This is a genomic window from Henriciella mobilis (assembly GCF_003576315.1).
Taxonomy (GTDB): Bacteria; Pseudomonadota; Alphaproteobacteria; order Caulobacterales; family Hyphomonadaceae; genus Henriciella; species Henriciella mobilis.
Genome location: NZ_QWFZ01000012.1, coordinates 24,431 through 49,988 on the forward strand (window position 1 = coordinate 24,431; position 25,558 = coordinate 49,988).

Sequence of the window (25,558 nt, forward strand, 5' to 3'; positions counted from 1 at the left end):
CATGAGCGCCTATATCACCGCGCAGATCACCATCCATGACCGCGAGACCTATAGCAAATACGAGGCCGGATTCATGGACATCTTCGCGCCTCATGGCGGCAAACTTCTCGCCGTCGAGGAAGCACCGATGGTTCTCGAAGGCGACTGGGACTGCACCCGCACAATCGTCGCCGAATTTCCCGACCGGGAAAGCGCCCTCGCCTGGTACAGGTCGGATGACTACCAGACCCTGATGCAACACCGCCTTGCCGCCTCCACCGGCAGCATCGCGCTTCTGAGCGGCCTGCCCACATGACCCCTGCAAGCCGTCCCGCGCTCATGCTGAGCGAAATCGAAGCAAGAGCGCCTCTCAGCGGGAGCCCGCAATGAAGATCGACCTTCCTCCCGCCATGCGCCGCGCCGCCAGACAGGACTGGCGCGCCGTGGGCGAGATCATCGGCGAAGCGTTTCGCGACGATCCGGTGAACCGCTACCTCTTCGGCACGGCTGAAGGCGTCCGCTCGGCGATGATGGTGCTCGCCCATCATGTCTATGTGCCGGTGGGGGAGAGCTACCTGCTCGACGACAAGGGCGCGACCATGTGGCTGCCGCCCGGCGCCGCGCCGAAATTCGGCCCCTGGCCGCAGATCGTCTTCGCGCTCGGCCAGCTGCGCCATGGCAAGAGAGGCGCGATGAAGCGGGCCCTTCACCTCGCGAGCCTTATGGAGAAACACCACCCGGGCGAACCGCACATGTACCTCTTCGCTATTGGCACCACGGTCGCCGCCCGCGGCAAGGGTGTCGGCAAGGCGCTGATGCGGCCCATGCTGGACGCCTGCGACCGCACTGGCACGCCCGCCTATCTCGAAAACTCCAATCCTGCCAATCACGGCTTCTACACTTCGTTCGGCTTCGAAAAGGTGGCCGAATTCGAGGTGGGCCCAGATGGCCCACTCATGGCCCCAATGTGGCGTGAGCCAAAATGAGCGCACTTCTCTCGAATGAGGTCTTCAGCGCCATCGCCATGGGGCTGACCTTTGTCGCCTTCTATCCCTATATCCGCGCCATCCTGAAAGGGAAAACGCGCCCGCACGTCTTCTCCTGGTTCATCTGGGCGGCGGTGACCTTCACGGTGGCCACCGCCCAGCTGGCGGGTGGCGCGGGCGTCGGCGCCTGGCCCATCGCGGTGTCTGGGCTGATCACGGGCGGCGTGGCGCTGCTCGCCCTGTCGAAATCAGCCGACACCTCGATCCACCGCGCCGACTGGATTTTCCTCGCCCTGGCCGCAACGGCGCTGCCGCTCTGGTGGCTGACCAATGATCCGCTCGCCGCTGTGTTGATCCTCACCAGCGTGGACCTGCTCGGCTTCGGCCCGTCCATCCGCAAGGCCTGGACCCTGCCGCATGAGGAGAACGCTCTCTTCTTCACGCTAGGGGCGATCCGCAACGGCTTTGTCGTCCTGGCGCTGGAGCACTATTCATGGACAACGGCCCTCTTCCCGGCGGCCGTGGGGCTGGCGTGTATGGGTTTTGTAGCGATGATCCTCATCCGGCGCAGCGTGCTCGGGCCAGTGGCGCTGGAACCATCGCCCGTACCGGATCTACCGCCCGGCTGAATGGAAGCTGTGCGCTCAGCCTGGTGCAGCTGGCGCGGCCAGCCGTTTTGCGAACTCGGCGAGGGAATATCGCGCCGGCTTTCGCCAGGGCCGTGCACTCCACGCCGAAATCAAGGAAAGCCCGCCGACGAGAAGCCCAAAAACGCCATAGAGAAGGCCGCCCGGCTCTGCAATCAACATCAGGCCGAAGAGAAGGCCCAGCAGGGTGGGCACCGCAAAGCAGGCAAATATCCCCCAGGCAAAAGCTGGGCTCGGGGCAACGGTCAGCTCAAGGTCCGGCCGTTTATGCTCGATGGCGATCAGGGCGGCCGCGGCCGCATCGGCCAGCGCGTCCTGGTCGGCCATGGATGCCCGGCTATTGCTATTGATGACAGTCTTGGCCCTGGGGGTTTTCAGGACGAGCCCAAAATCCACCCGCTGCGGGCTGGCCGTATGGAGCCAGCGCACGCCTGTCAGCTCAGCATAGTTGACGACGGATGTCCGCCGTCCGCGCGTCACGGTGAGATTGTGATCGTCGACCGCAACCTCTACGGCTGCGCCCGCCGCCCCCCGCCGGAATGTGAAAGTCTGCATGCTGCGCCATCTCGAGTATCCCGACTCAAGAGGCGCAGCCCAAGGCCCAAACGGGTCAGCTACCGCCCGATACAGAAGGGAACCCGGCTGCTATTCGGGATCGTCCGATCTGCTTTCAGAAATTTCGGGCAGATCGTCTTCAGGAGGACCGGCAACGTGATTGGCCATTCTCGCGCTAGCTATGGCCGAAACTCGGGCGCTCTCCGCTAAATGAATGCTCGCTCTTAGAGAATCTAAATACAAGTTGTCTCTGTCGATAAAGCCTTTGGTGAGCACACCCTGATTTCGAACGGCTTCGTGATCAAATTTGTATCCTAGGAATTCAAATATCGACTGCAAAAGATCATGGTATTTGTTCACGGTTTCTGTCGGGTTCTCCAAGTTACCGTCGGAATCCTTTTTTGAAATGGCTTCCAGATAGGCTTTGTGCCTCGCCATGACGATCGGCGAGTCAGCGAATTCGACTGGAACGAGGGTGAGAGCGGCAGAATGATTTAGATCACCAGGAAGGCCGCGAGTCGCTGAAAGCATTCTCAACAAGACGAGTTGTTGCTCGCGCTTCTTTGTCGCCCCTTGATACCAAAGGGTGATCCCGACTGCAGCCAATGGCCCAACAATCGTTGCGATCATTATAGCTAGGGTTTGTTCCCACATTCGGGCAGCGTACTACACTACCGTCCGATCGAATAGTTCGGCGCCTCGCGTGTCATGGTCACATCGTGCACGTGGCTTTCCGACAGGCCCGCGCCGGTGATCTGGATGAACTGCGCCTTTTCGTGCAGCTCCTTGATATCCCTGGCGCCGACATAGCCCATCGCGGCCCGAAGCCCGCCAACCATCTGGTGGATGATATTGCCGACCGGGCCCTTGAACGGCACCTGGCCTTCAATGCCTTCCGGCACGAGCTTGTCGCTCTCCACCTCTTTCTGGAAGTAGCGATCCGCCGAGCCGCGCGACATCGCGCCGAGTGACCCCATGCCGCGATAGGCCTTGTAGCTGCGCCCCTGGAACAGGAACACCTCGCCCGGGGCCTCTTCGGTGCCGGCAAAGGCCGAGCCCATCATGGCTGTAGACGCACCAGCCGCCATGGCCTTGGCAAAATCGCCGGAGAACTTGATGCCGCCATCGGCGATGATCGGCGTACCCGACGCCTGCGCGGCCTCGGCGCAATCCTCGATGGCCGTCAGCTGCGGAACGCCGACGCCCGCGACGATCCGCGTCGTGCAGATCGAGCCCGGCCCGATGCCGACCTTCACACAGTCCGCCCCGGCATCGATCAGCGCCTTGGTCGCATCGCCCGTAGCGACATTGCCCGCGATGACCTGCACCGAATTGGAGAGCTTCTTCACCCGCGTGACCGCATCGAGGACCGATTTCGAATGGCCGTGCGCGGTGTCGATCACGATCGCGTCGACCCCGGCATCGATCAGCGCCTGCGAACGCTCGAAACCCGCATCGCCGACCGTCGACGCCGCCGCGACGCGAAGGCGCCCCTGATCGTCCTTGGCGGCGTTCGGGTTGAGCTGCGCCTTCTCCATGTCCTTGACGGTCAGCAGGCCGACGCACTTGCCGGCATCGTCCACGATGACGAGCCGCTCGATGCGGTGCTTGTGCAGGAGCTGGCGGGCTTCCTCGATGGGCGTCGCCATGGTGACGGAGACGACCTGCCTGGTCATCAGCTCGGCCACTTTCGCCGTCGGATCGTCGACAAAGCGGGTGTCGCGATTGGTGATGATACCGACAACCTTGCCGTCTTCCTCGACCACGGGAATGCCGGAAAAGCCGGTGCGCGACTTGATCGCCTGAAGGTCGCTGAGGGTGGCGGTCGGGGCAATGGTGATCGGGTTCATCACCACGCCGCTCTCGTACTTCTTTACCTGCGTGACCTGGCCGGCCTGCTCCTCGAAGGTGAGATTGCGGTGGATGACGCCGATACCGCCAGCCTGCGCCATGGCAATGGCGAGCCGCGCCTCGGTCACCGTATCCATGGCCGATGAGAGCAGCGGGATGTTCAGCGGAATCGACTTCGTCAGCCAGGTCGAGGTGCTGACATTGGCGGGCATGACCTCGCTCGGGCCGGGCTGGAGAAGCACGTCGTCGAAGGTGATGGCTTGTCGGATTTTCATGTGGGGAGCTCCCTTTTCGGCCTAATAAGGGAGTCGCGGCCCTTCGAAAAGCCCCTTTGTGAAATCCAGTTACATGTTCCCGGTTGGGCGCCGAGCGCCCCCATGACCCGGACCTGGCCGGACGATCCGGCAGGCGGAAAGCGGTCCGATTTTCCAACAGGGCAAGCGGTAGACTTATGGTGTGCCGCATGGACCGGATGCAGGGATTTGTCGAAACGGGCCTTGCCACAGCAGGGCGTGCGCTTCAGGCGGCGGGCGACCGGGCGGGCCTGCACCTTGCACCGGACACGCTGACCCGCACTGCCGCTCGGCGCCTTCATTCGAGTCTTCGTGCCATCGAGACGCTGGTCCGCCGCCTGCTGGTCCTGATCGCTGCCTCGCTTGAGCTGGAAGACCGAAAAGGCCCGGCAAGCCCCGCGCGAGACCGCCAGAGCCCGGCGCCATTGCCCGTTCGGCGTGCCCGTGTTTTCGAGTTGATGCCACTGGCGACATTCGACCCGGAAGCCTTCCAGCGGATGGCCGCAACTCCCGCTCACGCGCCAGACCGGAATCATACCGGAATCAGACTCCTTCTGGACCGTTTCCATACCCTCCGCGCGGTGATCGAAGATCCCGCCCGCGCCGCCCGCCGCATGGCGCGCCTGCTGGCCCGCGAAAAGCAAGCGGGTGCCCTGAAGCCGATCTGCGTGCCGCAGGAGCGGCTCTACCGCTTCGATGCCGAATTCGGCCTGATCGCGGCCGCCCTGCCGGGCCTTGTCAGCGAGGTCATGCCGACTTGGTACGATACTGGCTGAAGCCCTTGATAATGTGGAATAAAATGCCGCAAGCCGGGCCGGTTTGCGGATGAAGGCGCAGGCCTATTCGTCGCGCTCTTCCTTGTAGCTTGGCGCTTCATCGGCCTGGTCGGCCGGGCGCCCCGGAATGGCGTAGGAGCCCTTCAGCCAGCGCGAAAGATCCACATCCGCGCAGCGCTTCGAGCAGAACGGCCGGAAGGCCGGATCGGCGGGTTGCTTCTCGCAAACGGGACATTTGGCCTTGCTCATGCGCGCCTCACAACAGATTGCTCGCCTGTACCGCTGGCAATCGAAACCCTGCCGGAACAGGCCGAGTTCAGGATCGCGTCGCAGTCATTCCGGCGCGCGTTATAGGCCTTGAGGGCGCGGGGTGACAGGGTCAGTCTGAAAAAAGCGGTGCGATCGGCCGCGGCCTGCCGGGCGGCGTCGCGGAAGAGATCGAGCAATTCGGTGTCGGCAGTTTTTTGCCCCGTCTCGTCCAGCAGCCGGTCCTCGATGGGCGATGCGCCCCAGGCGATCTTGGCTTCGAGCAAGCCGAAGCGGGATGGATTCAGCGCCTCGACCTTGCGCGCGGATACAGACTGGAAGGCCGCCAGGAAAGCATCGCGCAGCTGGGTGCGAGCCTCGGCGGTCAGCGGGGCAAGGCAGTCGATGACCAGCAGGCCGCCCCAGTCCCGGAGGGCGACCTGGCGGGCGGCCGTCTCGACCGCCTCCTTGTTGATGCTAAGTGCCCGGGCCGCCGCGCTGCCCTTGCGGTTGCGCCCGGCGCTGTCGATATCGATGGCAATCAGGGCGGCGGTCCGGTCCAGCCGGATCAGCCCGCCGCGCGCAAGGCCGACGGCCGGCGCAAGCGCCTCGTCAAAGGCTGCCTCGATCGCGTCGAGATCTTCGGCGTCGGCAGCGGTTTCGGGCTTGGGCGGCTTGCCGGGCAACTCGTCCAGCCAGGCCGCGAACGCGTCGAAGGCGGGCGTGGGGTCCTGTTTGGAGAAGGCTCCTCTTGCAAGTTTGCCATGGCGGGCTTCGGCGCGGATTTCCAGCGTTGTTTCAGCGCCTTCGCTCAGCCCTTTCGGTACGTCACCGCGCACGAAAATGCGCTCGCCGCTAGCTGTTTCGAAAAAGGCGCCGCCATCCTTGGCATCACTCTGGCGCAGCCGCGCGCTGACAATTTCCCCGGCCCGCACCGGCTGCCCATCGCCGGACCAGCGCTGCAGGAAAAGCCGGACCGCCTGCCCGGCCTCGTCGAATGCGGCGGCGCGTATTTCGCCGGGTGCCTCATTCAGGACGATGCGGGAAATGCTCATTCCGGTTTGCCGCGAAAACCCTGCGCGACCACAAACAGCTCCGGCGATCCGGCCCGGCTGGCGGGCGGTTTGACGTGTTTCACCGTCCGAAACATCTGCTTGAGCTGGTTCATCATGTCGGGCGTTGCCCCGCCCTGGAAGACCTTCGAACAGAAATTGCCGCCGGGCGCGAGATGCTCCCCAGCAAACCAGAGCGCCATCTCGGCCAGGGCCGCGGTGCGAAGGCTGTCAGTCTGTTTGTGGCCGGTCGTATTGGCGGCCATGTCGGACAGGACAAGATCTGGCGGGCCCGAGAGTCCTTCCATCATCGCAGCGACATCGTCGGGATCGTTGATGTCGCCCTGGACAATGTGGGCACCTGGAATGGGGTCGACCGGCAGGAGGTCGATCCCGACAATTTCCTTCACCCCGCGGCGCAGACAGACCTGCAGCCAGCCGCCGGGCGCAGAGCCAAGATCAACTACGCGCGTCGCGCCTTTCAGCACGCCGGTCTTCTCGTCGATCTCGATCAGCTTGTAGGCAGCCCGCGCGCGAAAATCATCGGCCTTGGCCCGCTGGACATAAGGGTCCGAAAGCTGACGCTCGATCCAGCGCTTGGAACTTTCGTCCTTGGCATTGTAGGCGATGATCTTTCGCTCGCCCATGCGCCGGCCGGACGAACCCTTGTCATTCTTGGGGGGGCCTTTCCAGCGGCGTTTTCCGTCATCGCTCATCCGTCAGCCTCCATCCGATTGTCGCCTGCCGGTTTCGGCTTTCGGCTCCGGCCACCGCGACTGCGCCGGCGTTTCTTGGGTCCGCGCATCATCGACAACAGAAGCCCTTCGCGAAGTCCCCGGTCAGCGACGCGCATCCGGGCCGTCGGCGCCAGTTCCCAGACGGCTTCCATAAGGGCACACCCAGCAACCATGAGCCCAGCGCGCTCTTCTCCGATAGTCGGATATTCAGCGCGCCTTTCCGGCCCGGCCTGGATCAGTTCGTGCATCGTCTCCTGACAGCCTTCCCACTCCATCCACTTGCCGTCGACCAAGTCGCGGCGATAGCGCGCCAGACCGAAATGGACACCGGCAACGCAGGTCACTGTACCCGATGTTCCGACGATGTGGGACGCCTTGTCGGCCAGCGCCTCACGAACACCATGCTTTGCGGCCCACGGCTCAATGTATTCGGCCAGCAATTCCCGCATTTTCGGATAGGCTTCAGCTTCGCTAAGGTCACCAAACCGCTCCGTAAGCGTGACGACCCCATAGGGAATGCTGGTCCACGCCTTGATCGGCGGGCGTTTCAGCATGCCGTTCAGGCCGCCTTCGCGTGCCTTCGCCGCATCGACGAGCGAAAGCTCGGTCGAGCCGCCGCCAATATCGAGGACCAGGATATGGGATGCGTCCGGGTCAATCAGGTTATGGCAGCCGATCAAGGCCAGCCTCGCCTCTTCCTGCGCACCGATGATCTTGAAGGTCAGTCCGGTCCTTTCACGGATTTCGCGGATAAAGTCCGGCCCATTCGTGGCCTTGCGACAGGCTTCGGTGGCAATGCAGCGAATCCGACCGACCCGTTTTGCCTTGAGCTTCCGCGAGATTGTCTCAAGCGCATCGAAGGCGCGGTTCATCGCGACATCCGAGAGCTGGCCGCTCTGGGCTAGACCTTCGCCAAGCCTCGCAATCTGGGAATGCGAATCGACCACGTTGAAGCCATCGCGCGATGGCGCGGCGATCAGAAGTCGGCAATTATTCGTGCCGAGGTCCACCGCCGCATAAAGCGGTGGCCCCTGCCTGTTGCGCGGCGGGCGGCCATTCGACCGCGGCCTGCGCGATTTTTTTTCAGCCATGTGCGGCCCAAATCTTGTCGGTTGCCGAAAGGTTTATCACATTGGGCGTTAATGAGCCATGGACAGGGCATAGGAAAGCGGATCGCCGCACTGTTTCGCCGCAACAAGGCAGGCCATGAGGAGTCTCATCAGCCAGCCGAGCCTGCGAGCGATGAGCCATTGCGTGCGGAAGCCCCCCACGAGGACGAGGATGTCCTCCACAATGCGATTGACCACCGGCGCGCCAAATTCCAGATCGGCCAGGTTGTCCAGCATCGGATCTTCGACTTTCGCGGCGTCATTTTCGACGTTGACCCGCTCTTTGCCAACACCGATGAGTGGTATGAGGCCATCCCCGAGGACATGCGTCCCTCGAAGGACCAGCCTTACTATCATCTCTTCGCGGAGAACGACAAAACCCACTATGTCGCCTATGTATCGGAGGGCAATCTTGTCCCCGATGACAGCGATGACCCGGTCACGCACCCGGACATTCCGCATTTCTTCGAACGCACGCCGGAAGGCTATGCGCTGAAGACGATGCATTCCAACTGACAGAAGCGGTCAGCCGGGCTTGACCACATCGGGCGAGGCCCGCCTGAAAGCGTCAATCTCGTTACACTTTGCATCGACCTCCACCAGGCGTGGAAACGCGCCCAGAGGCGTGTCGAAACGGCGGGCATTGTACATTTGCGGCACCAGACAGACCTCCGCCAGCGTGGGCCTGTCACCGAAAAGAAAGGGCTTGGCAGGTGCACTCGCGGCCTGCGCCTCAAGCGCCGTGAATCCCCGGATAATCCAGTCCTGATACCAGGCAGAAACCGTTTCGGCATCGGCTGAGAACTCCGTCCGCAGCTTGGTGAGCACAGCCAGATTGTTCAGCGGATGGATGTCGCAGGCAATCAGGTCCGCAAATGCCCGGACCCGGAGGCGCTCCCACGGATCGGCTGGCAGCAGCGGCGGCTCTGGATGAGTTTCATCGAGCCATTCGAGGATCGCCATGGACTGGCTCGCAATCTTCCCGTTCACATCGATCGAGGGCACGCGCATCTGCGGATTCACTGCCTTGTAGGCCTCCGCGTACTGCTCATCGGCGCCCGGCGCAATGTTGACCGTTTCCGATGTGTACGCGACCCCTTTCAGATTGAAGGCGATTCGCAGGCGGTAAGCCGCCGACGAGCGCCAGAAATCGTATAGTTTCAGCGCGCTCATGCCTTCACGACGTCCTGCTCGATTGCACCGAACACCGTATGCCCGGACTTGTCCTTCACCTCGATGCGGATCGTGTCTCCCACCTGCATGAAGCCGGTTTTCGGCTCGCCGTCGCGGATCGTCTCGATCATGCGGATTTCGGCAATGCAGGAGTAGCCAAGCCCGCCATCGGCGACCGGCTTGCCTGCCCCGCCATCCGGGTCTCGGTTGGAGATGGTGCCCGAGCCGATGATCGAGCCGGCGCCCAGCGGACGCGTCTTCGCCGCATGGGCAACGAGCGTGCCGAAATCGAAGGTCATGTCGACATCGCATTCGGGCTTGCCGAAGGGTTTGCCGTTATAGGTCGAGAGCATGGGCAGGTGCAGCTTTCCGCCGGACCAGGTATCGCCCAATTCGTCTGGCGTGACGGCAACCGGCGAAAAGGCGGAGGACGGCTTGGACTGGAAGAAACCGAAGCCTTTGGCCAGCTCTCCCGGGATCAGGCCGCGCAGGCTCACATCATTGCAGATCAGGATAAGCCTGATCTGGTCGAGAGCGGCCTCTCGGTTCGCGCCCATCGGCACATCCCCAGTAATGACGCAGACCTCGGCTTCGAAATCCAGCCCCCAGGCCGGATCGCCGAGCGGGATCGAATCGCGCGGCCCCAGGAAACTGTCAGAGCCACCCTGATACATCAGTGGGTCGGAATAGAAGCTCTCTGGCACTTCGGCGCCGCGCGCCTTTCTCACCAGTTCGACGTGATTGATATAGGCCGAGCCGTCGGCCCACTGATAGGCCCGCGGCAGCGGCGAGGCGCAGTCATGCTCGTGGAAGCGCTCACTCGGCACAGACCCGACCTCAAGCTCCTCGGCCAGCTGGGCGAGTTTCGGTGCTGTCAGGTCCCACGTATCGAGCGCCGCCTGCAGAGTCGGCGCAACATGGCCTGCATCGGTGTAGCGGGTAAGGTCTTTCGAGACGACGACGAGCCGTCCATCACGGCCCTGTTTCAGACTGGCAAGTTTCATGGGGTGCGCGTCCTTTTCTCTGATGTTTTCCGCCACGCTGCGAGCGGCTTTTCATTTCATTCAGCGCGTTTTGCGTTATATTAGTTTCATGAGCAACCATTTCGAAAAACCCGATCATGCCCGCGCGGACTGGACGATTGATCAGGACTGGTCTCGTTATACCGATGAAGAACATGCCGTCTGGGACCTGCTTTACAAGCGGCAGATGGAAGTATTGCCCGGACGGGCTGCACCGGAGTTCCTCGACGGGCTGAAGGCGCTTGATCTTGGTCGAGGCGGCATTCCGAATTTCGAGGTTATATCAGACGAGCTGGAAGCGCTGACGGGCTGGCGCGTCGTCGCGGTGCCCGGCCTTGTGCCTGATGACGTCTTTTTCGACCATCTCGCCAATCGCCGGTTTCCGGCCGGGCAGTTCATCCGCAAACGGAATGAGCTGGACTATCTTCAGGAACCTGACGTCTTCCACGATGTGTTCGGCCACGTGCCGATGCTGACCAATCCGGTGTTCGCCGACTATATGGAAGCATACGGCAAGGGCGGCCTTCGCAGCCTGAACTATGCGGCCCTGAAGAATCTGGCCGCCCTGTACTGGTATACGGTCGAATTCGGACTCATCCGTACCGATGAGGGCCTTCGCATCTATGGCGCGGGCATCGTCTCGTCGAAGACCGAAAGCATTTTTGCGCTCGAAGACCCGTCTCCCAACCGGATCGGTTTCGACCTCGAGCGCCTGATGCGCACCGACTACCGGATCGATGATTTCCAGCAGACCTATTTTGTCATCGATTCCTATGACCAGCTTTTCCGCGCCACGGTCGATACTGACTTTGCGCCCATCTATGAGCGCCTGCAGGGCAAATTTGCCCATGGACCTGAGGATGTGCTGGACAGCGACGAGGTGATCACGCGCGGCACGCAGGCCTATGCAAAAGCCGGCGGGCGATTTGCAGACGCGAGCTAGTTCCTAGACCAGTCCAGTCAGACCCAGCGCTTCAAGCAGCGCCTCACGGGCGATCTGGCACTCGCTGGCGAATTGTGGATCGGCCAGATCAGCCGGCGCAACCCGGTCGCGATAGGTTCGCCGTACAATATCCTGCAAGGCGTCGATCCTGTCGTCGTCGAGGAACACGCCCTGATGGGCCGCCGCGATCTCTTCATCGGTCATCACGACCCGAAGGCGCAGGCAGGCCGGACCACCGCCATTGCGCATGGACTGGCGCACATCGACGTACTGCACGCGCCCGATCGGCCCATTTCCCGACACCATCCGCTCACAGAATGTCCGCGTGCTGTCTGTCTCCTGCGTCTCAAGCGGTGCGAGCAGGACAAGCCTGTCTTCACCTGGCCATTGCAGGAGCTGTGAGTTGAAGAGGTAGGACCGGATCGCATCGCCAATTGGCACCTCGGCCTCAGGCACCATCACAGGCTTCAGCTCGAACAATCCATCCGCCGCCTTGCGGATCTGATCTAAAGTGCCCGTCGTGTCTTCAAAGGCAAGTTCATGGAAGAACAGCGTATCGAGCGCGCCCACGCAGACGACATCATTGTGGAAAGCGCCAGCATCGATGGCAGCCCTGGCCTGCCGCGACAGAACCGTCCGGTTGTCCTTCAACCGGTGCGCTCGGGCAATGCTCTCGCTTGCGAGCCTTGTCTGGCGCGCCGGGAAGCCGATCAGACTCTCGCCAGCCTCGCGGCCAAAGACAAACAGCTCGACACCCGGCCCACCATGCTCAGCACACAGACGGACATGATTGGCCGCCCCCTCATCGGCAAAGTCCGCATGACAAGGCAGGGCACCGTGAACGGCAAATCGCGACTCGTCCTCGAAGATCGCCGCGAGGCTTGCGGTTGTATCGGGATGCTCTGTCGAGCGGTGCAGCATGGTCGAAAGGTTCGCGGCGGTCAGATGCAAGCGTCCGTCGGCCGCATCGGCAGATGGCGAAACCGTCGCTGCGTTCGCCGCCCACATCGAGCTGGCGCTGTAAGCCGCCTTCAGCAGCTGCGGCGCTGTCTTTGCCGCTTTCTCGATAATATCGGCATCCGACCCGCCAAAGCCGGCCGAGACGAGCAGGTCGAAATTCGGTCGCGGCAAGGGCGGAAGGATCGCCTGGGTCAGCCCGGCCTTCACCAGCAACCGCATTTTCTCCAGACCTTGCAGCGCAGCTTCGCGGGGATTGGAGACATCGCCCGCATTCGACGCACTCGCTAGATTGCCTTCGGACATGCCCCCATAGTTGTGGCTTGGGCCGATCAGGCCATCAAAATTGACTTCGCGTGCTTTGCTCATGCGATCGCTTTCTCAATCCGTTCTAGGCTTGTGCGGTGACAATCCAGACGGCGGCATCCAGTCTGACATGGCCGTCAGTATCCGCTTTCGCCGCCAGTGCCGAGCGCACGACTTGGAACACCTTGTCGGAATCGAGCTCCTTCTCGGCGATCAGTCTGGCGGCCGGTCCCATCCGGACCGCAAAGGCAGCGGCCTCGTCCACCGTATCGCCCGGCAGCCGCATCTTCCCGGTCCAGGATGCGGCCGTGGCATCTTTCCACCCAGCACCACTCAGCAGGCCCACTGTGCGATCAGCATCCTCGAATGCGAATGGCCCGGGCGCACCCGGCTCAGGCCGGGTTGGCGCTTCATCGGTCAGCGACAGCGCAGCCTTGAGCGGCTCGACTGCCCAGTCATTCCTGGAAAGGGGCTGCCAGCAGACGAAGGCCAGCCGCCCATCTGGAGCCATCTGTGCCCGCAAATTGGCAAAGGCGGCCTGAGGGTCAGCAAAGAACATCACGCCGAAGCGGGAGATGAGCCGGTCGAACTTGCCGTCCGCCTGCCAGACCGAAGCGTCGGCCTGGATGAATTCGGCATCGCTGCGGCCTTCGGCGCGTTTGCGGGCGAGCGCGAGCATCGGCCCTGATACGTCGACACCCGTTACATGCCCGGCGCCAGCTGCGAGCGCGGCCCGGCTGAGTGCCCCGGAGCCGCATCCAACATCGAGGACACGCTGCCCCGAGGCAATCTGCGCCGCACTGAGGACGATGTCGATGTAAGGCGACAGCATCGCATCGAGACGGTCAGCCTGAGCGGCCCAGTTCTCACCGGCTTTGCCATTCCAGTATTCGATCTGGTCGGCATTGCTGGCGTTCTGTCGCGTCATTTCGGAAATCCTTTTGCTTCCAGCCGCTCGGCCTTGTCGGAGACCTGGCTTGCCTGCGGCCAGGCACAATAATCGGCGGCATAGTAGGCGCCGGGCCTTGAGTTGCCCGACAGGCCCGGACCGCCAAATGGCATATTGCCCGCCGCGCCCACGGTCGGCCGGTTCCGGTTCAGGATGCCCGCACGCATTTCGTTGTGCACCTTCAACCAGAGCGCATCATCATCACTCACAAGGCCGCCCGAGAGGCCGAACCGGGTGTCATTGGCCATGGCCAGCGCGGTGTCGAAATCCTTCACGCGGGTGACCTGGACCAGCGGTCCGAACAGCTCTTCATCCGGAATGCTTGAGGCATCAGTGACATCAATGACGCCAGCGGTAACGAAGCCCCCGCCGCGGTCCATCCGCTTGAGCCGGCGCAACGGCTTGCCGCCAGCCTTGGACAGCATGGTCTGGAAGTCGACAGCCGCCTCAACCGCCTTTTCGGAGACGAGCGGCCCCATGAAGACATCGTCTTCATTCCATGCCCCGATCTTGAGACCGCGGGCCCGCTCGACCAGCGCATCAATCACTTTTCCACCGAAACCATTGTCCGGCACGAAGATGCGGCGCGCGCAGGTGCAGCGCTGGCCCGTCGTCAGATAGGCAGACTGGGCGGCAATGTCGGCAGCGGCATCGACATCTGCCGGATCCCAGACAATCAGCGGATTGTTCCCGCCCATTTCGAGCGCGAGGATGACATCTGGCCGACCCGCAAAGTGACGGTGAAAGGCTGTTCCGGTTCCGGCGGAGCCGGTAAAGAGCAGCCCGTTGATATCCGCTTCGAGCAGCGCTGCCCCGGTATGGCGCCCACCATGGACAACGTTCACAACGCCGGGCGGCAGACCAGCAGCCTCGAAACATTCGACCATGATCTCGGCAACGGCCGGCGCCAACTCAGAGGGTTTGAATACGCAGGTATTGCCCGCCAGGAGCGCCGGGACGATGTGCCCATTGGGAAGGTGGCCCGGAAAGTTGAACGGGCCGAAGACAGCCATCACGCCATGCGGACGATGGGTCAGGTGCGCTGAGCCGAACGCCGTGTCGCCGGATTTGCCGCCAGCGCGCTCAACCTGCGCCTGGATGGACACCGCGATCTTGCCTTTCATCGCTGCGGCCTCGCCGAGCGAATCCCATTTCACCTTCCCCATATCGCGGCTGATCGCTTCGGATATTCGTTCCGCCCGCGCGCCGACCTCCTCAGCATACACTTCGAGGATCCGGGTCCGGTCATGCTGTGGCATGTGGCGCCAGGACTTGCCGGCCTCACGGGCATTCTCGACGGCCTGATTGACCTGCGCCGCGCTCGCCGCCTGGCCTTCCCAGCTTGTGTCTCCCGTGGCCGGGCAGGTCTTCTCGAACCAGTCTCCGTCGCCTGCGGCCCATTTTCCTGCGATGTAGGCGCCCTTCGCCATCGATCAGCTCCTCAACCAGATTCTTGCCGTGTCACCCGGTGACAGTTTCAGGCGGTCGAGCACATCCGGCGACGTCACGAAGACGGCGCCATCGCGTAGCTCGCCATCCGCCATGGTGACGCGGATGTCGGAGGCCTTGTCGTTCGATACAAGCCCGCTTGCAGTATTGGCCTCACCGACCTGCAGGGTCACAAGGCGGCTTTCCCGGATCGTCCGGATAAGGCTGCGCGGTGCCGCCACCAGCGGACCGCCATCGAAAATATCGACCGTGCGCTCGAACCGGAAGCCTTCCCATTCAAGCAGTTTCAGCGCACCCACACCATCCGCATGCACCCGGCCAATCACCTCGCGCGCTTCCGGCGGCAGGAGATCCACATAAATCGGGTATTTCGGCATCAGGTCGAGGATGAACTGGTTGTCCGTGGTCGCCGACAGGATGTCTGCTTCGGTGAATTCCATGCGGAAGAAGTGCGCGCCCATCGCGTCCCAGAACGGGGTCCGTCCCTCTGGATCGACGACGCCGCGAAGCTCGGCCAGAACCATATCGCCAAAGCGCTCTGGCCCAGCAGCCATGAGCAGGTAGCGGGACTGCGCCAGCAGCCGCCCTGCCCCACCGCCCCGATGGGCCTTGCGCAGGAAAAGCGTACCGACTTCGGTGTAGCCGACGAACTCGTTCGTCAACACCAGCGCGTCCATGTCAAAGCGCCGGTCAGCGGCCTGGCTCGCCTGGGCTATTGTGATCACGCGATAATTAAAGAAAGGCTGGTCGATGCCGACACCTGCCTTGACGGCACTGCAGCCGCCAACCTCGCCGGTCTCGTGATCGACCATCATCATGAGGTACTTGCCGTATTGCGGCTGCGGAAGCTTGCCGGCAAAAGCCTTCTCTGACTTTTCAAGCCGTTCGCGGATGATCGGCTCGTGCACGGGCAAGCTGGTAAAACCGGGGCCTGACTCCTCGGCCAATTGCATCAGAATGTCGAAATCGTCCAGCCGCGCCGGACGCATGACATAGGACGAACTCATTCCATCAGAGCCTTGATTTTTCTGGCGTCAATACGCCCATCCGCCAGGCGGTTCAGCAACAGCCCTGAAAGGCTTGCACGCTGGACGAAGCTCGACATGACGACATATTCCTCATTTGAATGGATGCGCCCGCCCATCACGCCCAGCGTATCCACATTGGGAACACCGGCTGCGAAGATGTTGTTTCCCTCACAGACGCCGCCCGTGTCGACGAATTCCAGCGCAAGGTCAATCGCGCGACCGGTTTCGGCAACGGCCGTGAAGAGCGCCTGCTGTGCCTCGTTGCGCGGCTTTGGCGGGCGGTAGAAACCGCCATGCAGGTGGCCTGAAATCCCGTCGCGCGCCTTGGCCTCTCGGAAGATGCGCTCGACTTCCCAGGTCGCCCACTGCGCTGCGTCGGCGTCCGGTGCGCGGGCCCCGAACCGGACGATGGCGAGATCGGGCACGATGTTGACCGGCCCGCCACCCTCGATCGCCCCGACATTGAACGACACGCCTTCGCGGCGATTGTTCAGCGCTTCGAGATCGACGACCATGTGCGCGGCCGCCTCGATGGCGCTGCGCCCTTCCTCTTTCGCCCGGCCCGCATGTGAGGAGCGGCCATGCAGGACCACATCAAACACGGCCGAGCCTTTGCGCCCACCGGACATGGCGCCCGTTTCCATGCACGGTTCATAGGTCATCCCGATCATCGCACCGGACTGGGCGGCCTGTTTCAGGACAGGCGCGCTGGCAAAATTGCCGATCTCCTCGTCAGGGGAGATGACGATCTGATAGCCCAGCTTGTCCTTGAGCGGCCCTGCCTCGAACGCTTCCAGCGCGCCGAGCATGATCGAGAGACCACCTTTCATGTCAGCGAGGCCCGGCCCGTTCAGCCGACCGTCACCGAGATCCTTGATGTCGGTAAAAGTACCCTCGGGAAAGACCGTATCATAATGCCCGCTCATGATAACCTGGACCGGCGCATCCGGACGCGATGAAACGCGGATGATCGGCCCGGTCTCGAAATCCTCGGCCTCGCCCTTGGCGTTGACTTTCTCAAAAGGCTGCGAGGCATCCAGCTTGATGTCGGCATCGAGCGCGGAAAAGGCATCGGCAAGCTTCGGCGCTAGCGCATCGAGCCCGGCGCGATTCCAGCTTCCTGTGTTAATCCGCGCCCAGTCCAGTGTTCGCGACTGCATGCGTTCTTCGGCATCAGCGATCCGCTCGCAGATGGCCTCGTCTTCAGAGGTCTTGAGTGTCAGGTCTGCCATGTCTCTTGGTTTCATGGGAATTGTGTTCCTGCAAGCCCGCCTCACGAGTTTGACGCACCTATTTTCAGAGCCATGTACCATATCGACTCGAACGTTCCGTTTTGCCATGAGGGCCGGGACATTCAGGAGATTTGAAATGATGATTCGCAGCACAGCGACCCTCGCACTGTGCCTTTCGGGTAGCGCCCTGGTTGCGTCGGCCCAGGATGGCTGGTCCGGTGAAGGCTCTTTCAGCGCCGGTTATACCACAGGCAACACCGAAACCACCGACCTTGGCCTCGCCGTAAAGCTCGACCGCGAAGCCGGCTTGTGGACCTATTCGGCGGAGGCGGCGGCCGATTATGGCGAGACCGACGAAGTCGAAACGAAGAATCGCTGGTTTCTCGCCGGCGAGATCGACCGCCAGCTGGGCGACCGTCTGTTCGGCTTTGTCCGCTCCTCCTATGAAAGCGACGAGTTTTCCGGTTTCGATTCGCGTCTGTTCGTCGGCGGCGGTCTCGGCTACGAGATCCTGGACGGCGAGAAGACGACCTGGTCTGTCCAAGGCGGCCCGGGCCTGAAAATCGATGAAGTGAAGGAAACCACCGTCACTGTGAACGGCACACCAGTCACGACGCCGGCGTCGACCGAAGAATCCTTCTCGCTCGTCGGCGGCTCGGAATTCAGGCACCAGTTCAACGATTCAGTGCGCTTTTCCAACGATACCGATATCCTCTACGCTGAGGAGTCAACGCAGATCGGCAACGTCTCGGCGCTGACCGCATCGCTGACGAATACGCTGTCGGCCCGCTTTTCCTTTGAGGTTCGCCACGACACGAACCCGCCGCCCGGTTTCGAGGCGACCGACACCGTAACGCGTGCATCGGTCGTCTACACATTCGGCAAGAAGGACGGCTAGACCTTTTCAAGGGCCTGTTCGAGATCGACGAGCAGGTCCTCAGCTGCCTCAATGCCGACAGAGAACCGGATAAGGCCATCGGTGAAACCGATCCGCTTACGGATCTCCTCGTCAACACCTGAATGGGTTGTCGAGCCGGGATGGCACATCAGGCTTTCCGTGCCGCCCAGAGAAACCGCGAGCTTGATGAGCTGAAGGTTGTCGAGCATCCGGAAGGCGGCGTCCTTTCCGCCCTTCACATCGAACGAGAAGGTCGAGCCGGCAGCCTCACACTGCTCGTCATAGACCTTGCGCTGGGGGTCGTCCGCTTCGAGAAAGGCCGGATACATGACCTTTCCGATCTTCGAATGGTCGCGCAGGAATTCCGCGCAGATCCTTGCATTGTCGAAGGCCTTCTCCATCCGGAGACGAACCGTTTCCAGCGACCGCGTCACCAGCCAGCAGGTATGGGCGTCAAGCGTTGTACCGAGATAGTTACGCACGCGGCGGATCTTGGCGATGACATCTTCATTGCCAATGGCCGCCCCTGCCACGAGGTCAGAATGACCACCGATGTATTTTGTGAGCGAATACAGCGCGAGGTCTGCCCCATGCTTGAGCGGCACATGACCGATCGGCCCCATCATCGTATTGTCGCACATGATGATCGGGCGATGGCCGGTCTCCTTCTCGATCGTATCGGCAACGCGCGCACAGGCTTCGATGTCGACCAGGGCACAGGTGGGATTGGCCGGCGACTCGGTGAAGATGACGCTGAGCGGGCCGGACTTCGCGGCTTCGCGCGCCTTTGCCAGGATTTGCTCTTCGGTAGCCCAGGCATCCATTTCGAACGGGGTAACACCGAAGTCGGGCATGAAAGTCCGCATGAAAACTTCCGTGCCGCCATAAAGCGGGCTGGAGTGCAGAATGCTCGTCCCTGCACCGGCACAGGCCAACAGTGCTGTCGTGATCGCGCCCATGCCGGACGAGAAGACAAGCGCGTGGTCGCCCGCATCATAGAGCGTCAACCGGTCTTCAAGCACCTCCATGTTGGGGTTGTTGAAACGGGTATAGATCAGGTCCGCCTCTTCAGGATCGCCCTCCTCCTGCTTGCCAGCAAGGCGCCTGAAGAGCGCCTCTCCATCGCGGGCGGATTTGAAGACGAAGGTCGAGGTCATGAAGATTGGCGGCTTGATCGACCCTTCCGACATGGCCGGGTCGAACCCGTACCCCATGACGAGGGATTCCGGCTTGAGGACGTGATCGCCAATCTTGCGCTTGCGATAGGGCTTGCTCGGCTTGCTCATGTCAGGATCCTTCTTTTAATTGGTTTCAAATGAAACCATTTGCGCGAGCGAAGCAACCTTGTGCCGCTTGCCGTGCATGAAAAAACCCCGGCCAAGCGACCGGGGTTCCTTCGAATTGAATACTTCTGGAAGGGTTGCCTAGCTGTTGCCAAGCGCCTTGACCGCTTCCTGAGCGTCTTTCAGGCGCTGCTCCACCGTGTTGCAGGCTTCCGGCAGGCCTTCGTCGCCAAGAACCGAAAGTCGATCACAACGCTCTTTCTCGTTCTTGGTATCCTGTACGAGGCTCTCGGCCTCGAACCGCACAAGCGCTGCTTCCGTGCGCTCTTCGGAATCCATGAACTGGAGCCAGCCGCGGCCGCCACGATTATTGGCATTGCGGAAAGCCTCGCGGGCGCCATCACGGTCGCCGCGCTCATAGCGGGATTGGCCGATCAGGACCCAGACCAGGCCACGATCCTTCACACCGCCAGCGTTCAGGGCCTTGACCATGGCATCTTCGGTCTTCTCCCAGTTCTGGAGCTCGGCATAGGAGCGGCCAAGACGCTCATACATGGCGCCGCTGTCGTTCATGCGGGCCGCTTCCTCGATGACCGGGATCGCCTTGTCGAATTCGCGGGCCACCTGATAGAGGTTCGCCAGTAGCTCCATCCGGTCATAAGTCTTGGAAATACGTCCGGCGTTCATCTCTTTCTCGAGAACGCGAGCAGCGTGATATGGCACGTTGAACCGGTTATAGAAGTTCACGACGCGCATCAGCTCATCTTCCTTCTGCAGGATACCACCAAGATACATCGCCTTCTGGACCTCGAACGCCTTGCGCTCTTCATTGGCCTGGAAGTAGTCACCTGCAATCGCATCCCAGAGACGGCGCTCGTTGGGATTCTTGGCGAGCAGCTGTTCGAGCAGAGCGGCCTTCTTGGCGCGCTGACCGGTCGCATCATAGAGATAGATCAGGAAGTCATACACTTCGCGTTCCGCATTCGATCCGTCGATCTCGAAGACGCGCTCAGCCCATTTCAGGGACTCCTGATTATTGTCCAGCTTCTGGTTCATGACAGCCAGGCGCCACATGTCATCACGGTCCGGCGTGCCACCTGCATTCATCCAGCGCTTGGAATAATCGAGCGCGCGCTGAAGATCGTTCTGGCTGAGATAGATCTGGAAAATCTGGTAATAGGTTTTCGCCTTTTCGGCTTCCGGCACATAGCCTTGGTCGATGGCTGCCTGAAGGTCGCGAGCGGCGCCGGCATAATCATTCGCCTGGATCTTGATAGCAGCGCCAAGCTTCAGGACGGCGCCCTGCTCGTAACAGTTCAGTTCCATGCTGCGCAGCTTGTTGATGTGCTGCAGCGCTGCCTGCGGATTGTCGTTCTGGAGAAGCTCGGTTTCAGCCTTGAGGTAGACTTCACCCGTCTTCGAGCTGAACTGAGTCTCTTCACAGGTCGCGTTCTGGGCCATCGCAGCCGATGCGCCGAAAACTGTCATCGCGCCGGCAAAGATCGCGCCTTTCAGGATTGGCCTAAGTCCCATGGTGTCTCACTCCTTTCGCCGTGACGGCGGATTGTTGGCTTGGGGAGATCGCACCGGACCTGCCCCACACTGAACTACGAATCCGCCGCGTCGTCGCTATTATTATTCACGGCGCGTCATCGCATGAAAAATCACTAATAAGATATGAGCGGTTGAGCGAGTGGCGTCAACGCTTTGCTCGCCCCGGACTGCATCAATCTTCGTTCAATTCAAATTCCAGCGGATACACGACATTCTGCCGTATTTTCGGGCGTCCATCGACGATTTCTGGCACGAACTGGACCTTGCGGATCGCGCGTTCGGCCTCACCCGAAAATCCGGCATGGGTGCATTCGGCTTCGACGTCGAAGGGACGGCCCATCGTGTCGAGGCTGAAGCGCACATCGCAGCGCCCTTCTATGCCCAGCTTCGCCATCCTCTGGGGGTAAACCACGACTGGCGGCGCCAGTGGCTCGGCCACCCGCTCACCAATGGCGACTGGCGTCACATTCAGGATATCACCCAGATTGCCTGAGATGGTCATCGGCACCGCCCCGCCGAAGTTCACATCGGGCAGGCCGACATCGGCCGCGACGCTCGCAATCGCCGGCATGGCAGGCGGAGGAACAATCCTTGTTTCCATCGGCAAGTCAGGCTCCGGCCGTGGGGGCTCTGCGTCGACTGGCGGCATGATGAAGGGACTGAGCTCGGGCTGCGGGCTCGCAGGAGGTGGTGCGAAATCGTCCCGGATCATAGCGGTCATGAACGCGAACAAGCCCCAGACGATCCCGGCCGCAAGCGGCAAACCGACGCCGGAGCGCATGAATAGGTGATGGAACATAGCACTCTCCCATATATATTTATGTTATATCATTGCATTTTTCTTTCCGCTGCGTCAAGACCGTTTTCTAGCAAAGGGCGAAATTTGTCGCTTAAGCGGGGCGGAGTGCTCGCGCGAAGGAAAGGCTCCGCAGCCCATAAAGCTTTCTGTTGGCGCATTTTCGACTGTAAAGCGGAAGCTCATGCGGCCCGTCTTCAAGACCGCCCTGGCGACTGGGCAGATAGGTTCCACCCCTGCCCCATACCCGCTTACCGGCAAAAAAAATGGGCCCCGAAAGGGGGCCCATCTCTGATTTTCAATTGCCTGTTTCAGGATCAATCCTGCAGAGTGAACTCCAGCGGATACACCACGTTGCGGCGTTCGGCCGGCTGCCCCCGGACAATCTTCGGCGCAAATTCCACCCGGCTCACGGCACGTTCGGCTTCACGCTTGAAGATGCTGTCGGTGCAATCGGCTTGCACATTGTAAGGGCGGCCCCGCGTGTCCACGTCGAAGCGGACGTCGCATGACCCTTCAATACCGCGCTCGGCTGCGCGGGACGGATAGGTCGGAACCGGCGGACGGATCGGCTGCGCATCCCGGTCGGAGATAGCGACCGGATCGATCGCGAGCGAGTCGAGACGGTCGACGTTGAGTTCCGTCGGTGCCGCACCCTGGATGTTCGGCGTGGGCAGATCGATATCCGACCGGGACGCCGACATTTTTGGCGGTGGCGGCGGCTTGTCAGCCGAGTCGATCCGCTGGGCCTTGTTGCGGCTGCGGGTCCGGACTTCCGTATCTTCTTCAGACGGCGTGATCCGTTCCAGCACACGCTGCTCTTCAACTTCAGGCTGTTCGTAGTCCTGATTGATCATGGAGTACATGAAGGTGAAGAGGGCATAGACAACGATCGCTGCAAGCGGGACGCCGATAACCAGCCGGATAATCGGATTGCTAAACATGGATCAGTCCTCCTATTCCTGCTCGACCGACACAGGAACAGCGGTCAGACCGTCTTCCTTGTTGATCGTCTCAAGCAGGGAGATAAGCACCCCCGCTTCCGAGTCCTTGTCCGCTTGCAGAACGAGTTTGCCCTTCGGGTTTTCCTCGCGCAGCTCCCGGATACGGAAACCGATTTCCTGCAGCGTCACCTGCTGCTTGTCGATGTAGATATCGCTGTTCTCATCAATCGCGATCAGGATGCCGAGCGGGTTCTGCTTGTCGAGATTATCAACTTCAGTCCGCTCTATTTCCACGCCCGGCTCTTTGATGAACTGGGCCGTCACGATGAAAAAGATCAGCAGGATAAAGACAACATCGAGCATCGGTGTGAGGTTTACATCATCCTCAGCAGAATTTTGTGAGGCGAGTTTGCGTTTTTTTCGTGCCATTCCTGCCTCCTATTCCTGACTCTGGACGACGTTCACCCGTTCCATCTTCGCATTGTACGCCTCGTCACGGATCTTGATGATCGTGCCGGTGCGGGCGCGCGGATGGGCCTGGATGATCAGCGAGCTCTCCGGGTTTTCCGCCCGAAGCCGCTCCATGTTGGCGCGCACACCACTCAGGTCGGTGAAGCGGCCATTCACCGTGATCAGATTGTCGGCACCCACATAGACGAGGATCGCCTGGGTGTCCGGATCAGTCGGCGCGTTTGATGGCGGGGGCGGTGGCTCGAGGCCAAGCGCCCTCTCCTGGATAAAGGTCGACGTCACGATGAAGAAGATGAGGAGAATGAACACCACATCCAGCATCGGGGTGAGGTCGACACTCGCCTCTTCAGGCGCGTTGTGTTGGCGTCCTCGCATCAGCGAATCTCCATCTCGTCTTCGACTTTCTGGACCAGCCGGTTCACCTTGCTGTCCATGCCGGACGTGAAGATGATGCCCGAGATGGACGCCACCATGCCGGCCATGGTCGGGATGGTGGCGCGAGACACGCCGCCCGACATGGCTTTGGCGTCGGCACCGTCCGTGATGGCCATGACGTCGAACACCGTCACCATGCCTGTCACCGTGCCGAGCAGACCAAGTAGCGGCGCAAGCGCCACCATCGCCTTGGTCATGCTGACATTGGCTTCAGCCTTGGCGCGGACTTCCGATATAAGCTTGTCGCGAACCCAATGCGCCAGCACCGACTTGCGGTCAGACCGGGCATTCCATTCGGCAATCGCTTCATCGGCGACCGATTGGTGAGCGAAGCGGAAGTAGAACAGGCGCTCCAGGATCAGGGCCCACATGACGAATGTGGCAACCATGATGACCAGGAGAACGGGTCCGCCGCGCTCAAGAAAGGCCTGAAGATCATTCAGTCCTAGATCCATTGCAGCACCTCCCGAAGGAGGGAGCAGCGCTTAGGCTGCTCCCGTGTTGGACTCTGCACGCTCGGCAACGAGACCGGCAGCCTGCTCATCGAGGATCTGCTGGTTGCCGCGGGCGAGCGATGCAGCGACGGCGTGCAGGAGAAGCAGCGGGATTGCCGCCACCAGACCGAGCACCGTCGTCATGAGCGCGACCGAAATACCGCCGGCCATCAGCTTCGGATCGCCCGCACCGAAATTGGTGATGGCGGTAAAGGTGATGATCATACCGATAACCGTACCGAGCAGGCCGAGCAGCGGCGCAACAGCCGCAAGAACCTTAACGATATCGTTGAAGCGCTCGATCTTCGGCGTTTCACGAAGAATCTGCTCGTCGAGCTTCAGCTCAAGCGATTCCAGGTCCTGGTTCTTGTTGTTCTCGTATTGCTCGAAAACGCGGGCCAGCGGGTTACCCGTACCGGCCTGGCGGGTCTTGGCGGTCTTGCGCATCGCGCTGCCCATCAGGAAGAGCGTGGCAATCTTGAAGATCGCGAACGCAGCACCGATCGCCAGCAGGACCAGGATCACGGCACCAACGACACCGCCCTGACCGATACGCTCGCCGATACCGGGCATTTCACCCTGAACGGCGAACAGGTCGCCCTTGGTCGGGTCGACCGGCGTGATCACGACGTCGCCTTCGGAAGCATTGATCAGCTTCTTCATGGCCGACTGGAAGTCACCGCTCGGCTGCGCCTTGAGAACGCGCAGATACGGTTCGTCAGTGTTGTCGGTGATGACTTCGACGAAGCGGGCGTCGTCCGTCGTCGCAGCGGTGAAGATACCGACGCGCATCAGCTCGGTGTTAACCACCTCGCCTTCCGGGCCTGCACCAGCCACATCTGCAGTGAAGGTCTTCACTTCGGACTGAGCAATCATTTCCCGAAGCATTGCCTTCGGCAGCGCGTCGAGATCCTCACGGGTCGGAAGCGAACGGGCTTCGGACACTTCGGCGAGCTTTTCGGCACGGCCGCTGTATTCGTAGTTCGACAGCGACTCGCGAATGATCGGCATGGTCTCGCCCGCAGCGCTGCGGAACTGACCGAGCAGTTCGCCGAAATCGCCAGCCTGGGTTTCCAGTTCAGCAGATAGCTGCGAGATCTGACGCTCATTCTGGTCGAATTCGGCAGACAGCTGGCGGCCGCGAGCTTCAGCGGCATTCAGGTCGGCACGGGCCTGCTGCATTTTCTGCTGCTGAGTGGCGGCGTCGGAGCGGAACTCCTGGAGACGACGCTGGTCCTCAGCCGACATTTGCTGGGAGTCCTGCTGGACGCGGCGGAGAATGTCGGACAGCGACACATCCTGTGCCACAGCGGGGGCGGTAATAGCCATTGCAGAGCCCATGACCAGCGCGGCTGCGCCGAAGGCCTGCAGAGATTTCTTGATCGGGTTCATT

Annotated in this window: 29 protein-coding genes; 7 read left to right on the forward strand and 22 right to left on the reverse strand. The window is 61.5% G+C overall.

From position 1 onward, the window contains the following. The first annotated feature begins 1 nt into the window (after position 1). From D1227_RS07525 to D1227_RS07535, 3 genes are all read left to right on the forward strand, one after another. Positions 2–295 (forward strand): DUF1330 domain-containing protein, encoded by a 294-nt coding sequence (locus D1227_RS07525; RefSeq protein ID WP_119404412.1) that lies wholly within the window; start codon positions 2–4, stop codon positions 293–295. Between the two features lie 70 nt (positions 296–365). Beyond that, a complete protein-coding gene (locus tag D1227_RS07530; RefSeq protein ID WP_119404413.1) occupies positions 366–965 on the forward strand; it encodes a GNAT family N-acetyltransferase in 600 nt (199 codons plus the stop codon). Continuing rightward, entirely contained in the window at positions 962–1,594 is a 633-nt protein-coding gene (locus D1227_RS07535; protein ID WP_119404414.1) for a hypothetical protein, read from the forward strand. Before D1227_RS07530 ends, D1227_RS07535 begins: the two co-directional genes overlap by 4 nt. A 15-nt stretch (positions 1,595–1,609) precedes the next feature. Here D1227_RS07535 and D1227_RS07540 read toward each other — a convergent pair whose 3' ends face one another. The 3 genes from D1227_RS07540 to guaB all read right to left on the reverse strand — a co-directional run bounded on the left by D1227_RS07540 (position 1,610) and on the right by guaB (position 4,293). After that, complete coding sequence (locus D1227_RS07540; protein ID WP_119404415.1) at positions 1,610–2,167, reverse strand: hypothetical protein; 558 nt, start codon at positions 2,165–2,167, stop codon at positions 1,610–1,612. 90 nt (positions 2,168–2,257) lie between these two features. Continuing rightward, positions 2,258–2,797: a DUF6680 family protein gene (locus D1227_RS07545; protein WP_119404416.1), complete on the reverse strand. Its 540-nt coding sequence runs from the start codon at positions 2,795–2,797 to the stop codon at positions 2,258–2,260. Between the two features lie 41 nt (positions 2,798–2,838). Further along, positions 2,839–4,293: an IMP dehydrogenase gene (gene guaB / locus D1227_RS07550; RefSeq protein ID WP_119404417.1), complete on the reverse strand. Its 1,455-nt coding sequence runs from the start codon at positions 4,291–4,293 to the stop codon at positions 2,839–2,841. A 188-nt stretch (positions 4,294–4,481) separates the two neighbouring features. Here guaB and D1227_RS07555 point away from each other — a divergent pair, with 188 nt between their 5' ends. After that, positions 4,482–5,087, forward strand: a complete 606-nt coding sequence (locus D1227_RS07555; RefSeq protein WP_119404418.1) for a hypothetical protein — start codon at positions 4,482–4,484, stop codon at positions 5,085–5,087. A 63-nt stretch (positions 5,088–5,150) separates the two neighbouring features. On the opposite strand, the gene D1227_RS07560 is transcribed toward D1227_RS07555, so the two are convergent. From D1227_RS07560 to D1227_RS07575, 4 genes are read right to left on the reverse strand one after another with little or no spacing between them, the layout of a single operon-like run. Continuing rightward, entirely contained in the window at positions 5,151–5,336 is a 186-nt protein-coding gene (locus tag D1227_RS07560) for a DNA gyrase inhibitor YacG (protein ID WP_119376344.1), read from the reverse strand. Continuing rightward, on the reverse strand, positions 5,333–6,388 hold the full coding sequence (locus D1227_RS07565; protein ID WP_119404419.1) for a ribonuclease E/G: 1,056 nt from the start codon (positions 6,386–6,388) through the stop codon (positions 5,333–5,335). Before D1227_RS07565 ends, D1227_RS07560 begins: the two co-directional genes overlap by 4 nt. Next, a complete protein-coding gene (locus tag D1227_RS07570) occupies positions 6,385–7,101 on the reverse strand; it encodes an RlmE family RNA methyltransferase (protein ID WP_119404420.1) in 717 nt (238 codons plus the stop codon). The genes D1227_RS07565 and D1227_RS07570 overlap by 4 nt, the downstream gene beginning before the upstream one ends. Beyond that, positions 7,098–8,213 (reverse strand): Ppx/GppA phosphatase family protein, encoded by a 1,116-nt coding sequence (locus D1227_RS07575; protein ID WP_119404421.1) that lies wholly within the window; start codon positions 8,211–8,213, stop codon positions 7,098–7,100. The genes D1227_RS07570 and D1227_RS07575 overlap by 4 nt, the downstream gene beginning before the upstream one ends. 207 nt (positions 8,214–8,420) lie before the next feature. Here D1227_RS07575 and hspQ point away from each other — a divergent pair, with 207 nt between their 5' ends. Next, positions 8,421–8,747, forward strand: coding sequence for a heat shock protein HspQ (hspQ, locus tag D1227_RS07580; protein WP_411710417.1), 327 nt, complete (start codon positions 8,421–8,423; stop codon positions 8,745–8,747). 9 nt (positions 8,748–8,756) lie between these two features. On the opposite strand, the gene maiA is transcribed toward hspQ, so the two are convergent. Continuing rightward, positions 8,757–9,404, reverse strand: a complete 648-nt coding sequence (gene maiA, locus D1227_RS07585) for a maleylacetoacetate isomerase (protein WP_119404423.1) — start codon at positions 9,402–9,404, stop codon at positions 8,757–8,759. After that, complete coding sequence (locus tag D1227_RS07590) at positions 9,401–10,408, reverse strand: fumarylacetoacetate hydrolase family protein (protein ID WP_119404424.1); 1,008 nt, start codon at positions 10,406–10,408, stop codon at positions 9,401–9,403. Before D1227_RS07590 ends, maiA begins: the two co-directional genes overlap by 4 nt. Before the next feature lie 88 nt (positions 10,409–10,496). On the opposite strand from D1227_RS07590, the gene phhA reads away from it, so the two are divergent. Then, a complete protein-coding gene (gene phhA / locus D1227_RS07595) occupies positions 10,497–11,369 on the forward strand; it encodes a phenylalanine 4-monooxygenase (protein ID WP_119404439.1) in 873 nt (290 codons plus the stop codon). Between the two features lie 3 nt (positions 11,370–11,372). Here phhA and D1227_RS07600 read toward each other — a convergent pair whose 3' ends face one another. From D1227_RS07600 to D1227_RS07620, 5 genes are read right to left on the reverse strand one after another with little or no spacing between them, the layout of a single operon-like run. Further along, entirely contained in the window at positions 11,373–12,695 is a 1,323-nt protein-coding gene (locus D1227_RS07600) for an N-succinylarginine dihydrolase (protein WP_119404425.1), read from the reverse strand. 22 nt (positions 12,696–12,717) lie between these two features. After that, complete coding sequence (locus D1227_RS07605) at positions 12,718–13,560, reverse strand: class I SAM-dependent methyltransferase (protein ID WP_119404426.1); 843 nt, start codon at positions 13,558–13,560, stop codon at positions 12,718–12,720. Beyond that, entirely contained in the window at positions 13,557–15,011 is a 1,455-nt protein-coding gene (gene astD / locus D1227_RS07610; protein ID WP_119404427.1) for a succinylglutamate-semialdehyde dehydrogenase, read from the reverse strand. The genes D1227_RS07605 and astD overlap by 4 nt, the downstream gene beginning before the upstream one ends. Positions 15,012–15,014: 3 nt before the next feature. Beyond that, positions 15,015–16,037, reverse strand: a complete 1,023-nt coding sequence (locus tag D1227_RS07615) for an arginine N-succinyltransferase (RefSeq protein ID WP_119376354.1) — start codon at positions 16,035–16,037, stop codon at positions 15,015–15,017. After that, a complete protein-coding gene (locus D1227_RS07620) occupies positions 16,034–17,305 on the reverse strand; it encodes a hydrolase (protein ID WP_233349741.1) in 1,272 nt (423 codons plus the stop codon). Before D1227_RS07620 ends, D1227_RS07615 begins: the two co-directional genes overlap by 4 nt. Before the next feature lie 121 nt (positions 17,306–17,426). Here D1227_RS07620 and D1227_RS07625 point away from each other — a divergent pair, with 121 nt between their 5' ends. Continuing rightward, positions 17,427–18,188, forward strand: a complete 762-nt coding sequence (locus D1227_RS07625) for a DUF481 domain-containing protein (protein ID WP_119404429.1) — start codon at positions 17,427–17,429, stop codon at positions 18,186–18,188. Here the strand turns inward: D1227_RS07625 and D1227_RS07630 are convergent. The 8 genes from D1227_RS07630 to D1227_RS07665 all read right to left on the reverse strand — a co-directional run bounded on the left by D1227_RS07630 (position 18,185) and on the right by D1227_RS07665 (position 25,557). Further along, positions 18,185–19,474, reverse strand: a complete 1,290-nt coding sequence (locus D1227_RS07630) for a cystathionine gamma-synthase family protein (protein ID WP_119404430.1) — start codon at positions 19,472–19,474, stop codon at positions 18,185–18,187. The genes D1227_RS07625 and D1227_RS07630 overlap by 4 nt on opposite strands. 138 nt (positions 19,475–19,612) lie before the next feature. Then, the gene (locus tag D1227_RS07635) at positions 19,613–21,004 is read right to left on the reverse strand and encodes a tetratricopeptide repeat protein (RefSeq protein WP_119376358.1); all 1,392 of its coding nucleotides are present in this window, start codon (positions 21,002–21,004) and stop codon (positions 19,613–19,615) included. A 193-nt stretch (positions 21,005–21,197) separates the two neighbouring features. After that, positions 21,198–21,824 (reverse strand): TonB family protein, encoded by a 627-nt coding sequence (locus D1227_RS07640; protein WP_119404431.1) that lies wholly within the window; start codon positions 21,822–21,824, stop codon positions 21,198–21,200. 314 nt (positions 21,825–22,138) lie between these two features. Continuing rightward, positions 22,139–22,765: an energy transducer TonB gene (locus D1227_RS07645; protein WP_119376360.1), complete on the reverse strand. Its 627-nt coding sequence runs from the start codon at positions 22,763–22,765 to the stop codon at positions 22,139–22,141. Positions 22,766–22,777: 12 nt separating this feature from the next. Continuing rightward, entirely contained in the window at positions 22,778–23,194 is a 417-nt protein-coding gene (locus tag D1227_RS07650; RefSeq protein WP_119376361.1) for an ExbD/TolR family protein, read from the reverse strand. A 9-nt stretch (positions 23,195–23,203) separates the two neighbouring features. Further along, positions 23,204–23,611: an ExbD/TolR family protein gene (locus D1227_RS07655; RefSeq protein WP_119376362.1), complete on the reverse strand. Its 408-nt coding sequence runs from the start codon at positions 23,609–23,611 to the stop codon at positions 23,204–23,206. Next, positions 23,611–24,126, reverse strand: a complete 516-nt coding sequence (locus tag D1227_RS07660) for a MotA/TolQ/ExbB proton channel family protein (RefSeq protein WP_119376363.1) — start codon at positions 24,124–24,126, stop codon at positions 23,611–23,613. The genes D1227_RS07655 and D1227_RS07660 overlap by 1 nt, the downstream gene beginning before the upstream one ends. 30 nt (positions 24,127–24,156) lie before the next feature. After that, complete coding sequence (locus D1227_RS07665) at positions 24,157–25,557, reverse strand: MotA/TolQ/ExbB proton channel family protein (RefSeq protein ID WP_119376364.1); 1,401 nt, start codon at positions 25,555–25,557, stop codon at positions 24,157–24,159. Between the last annotated feature and the right edge of the window lies 1 nt (position 25,558).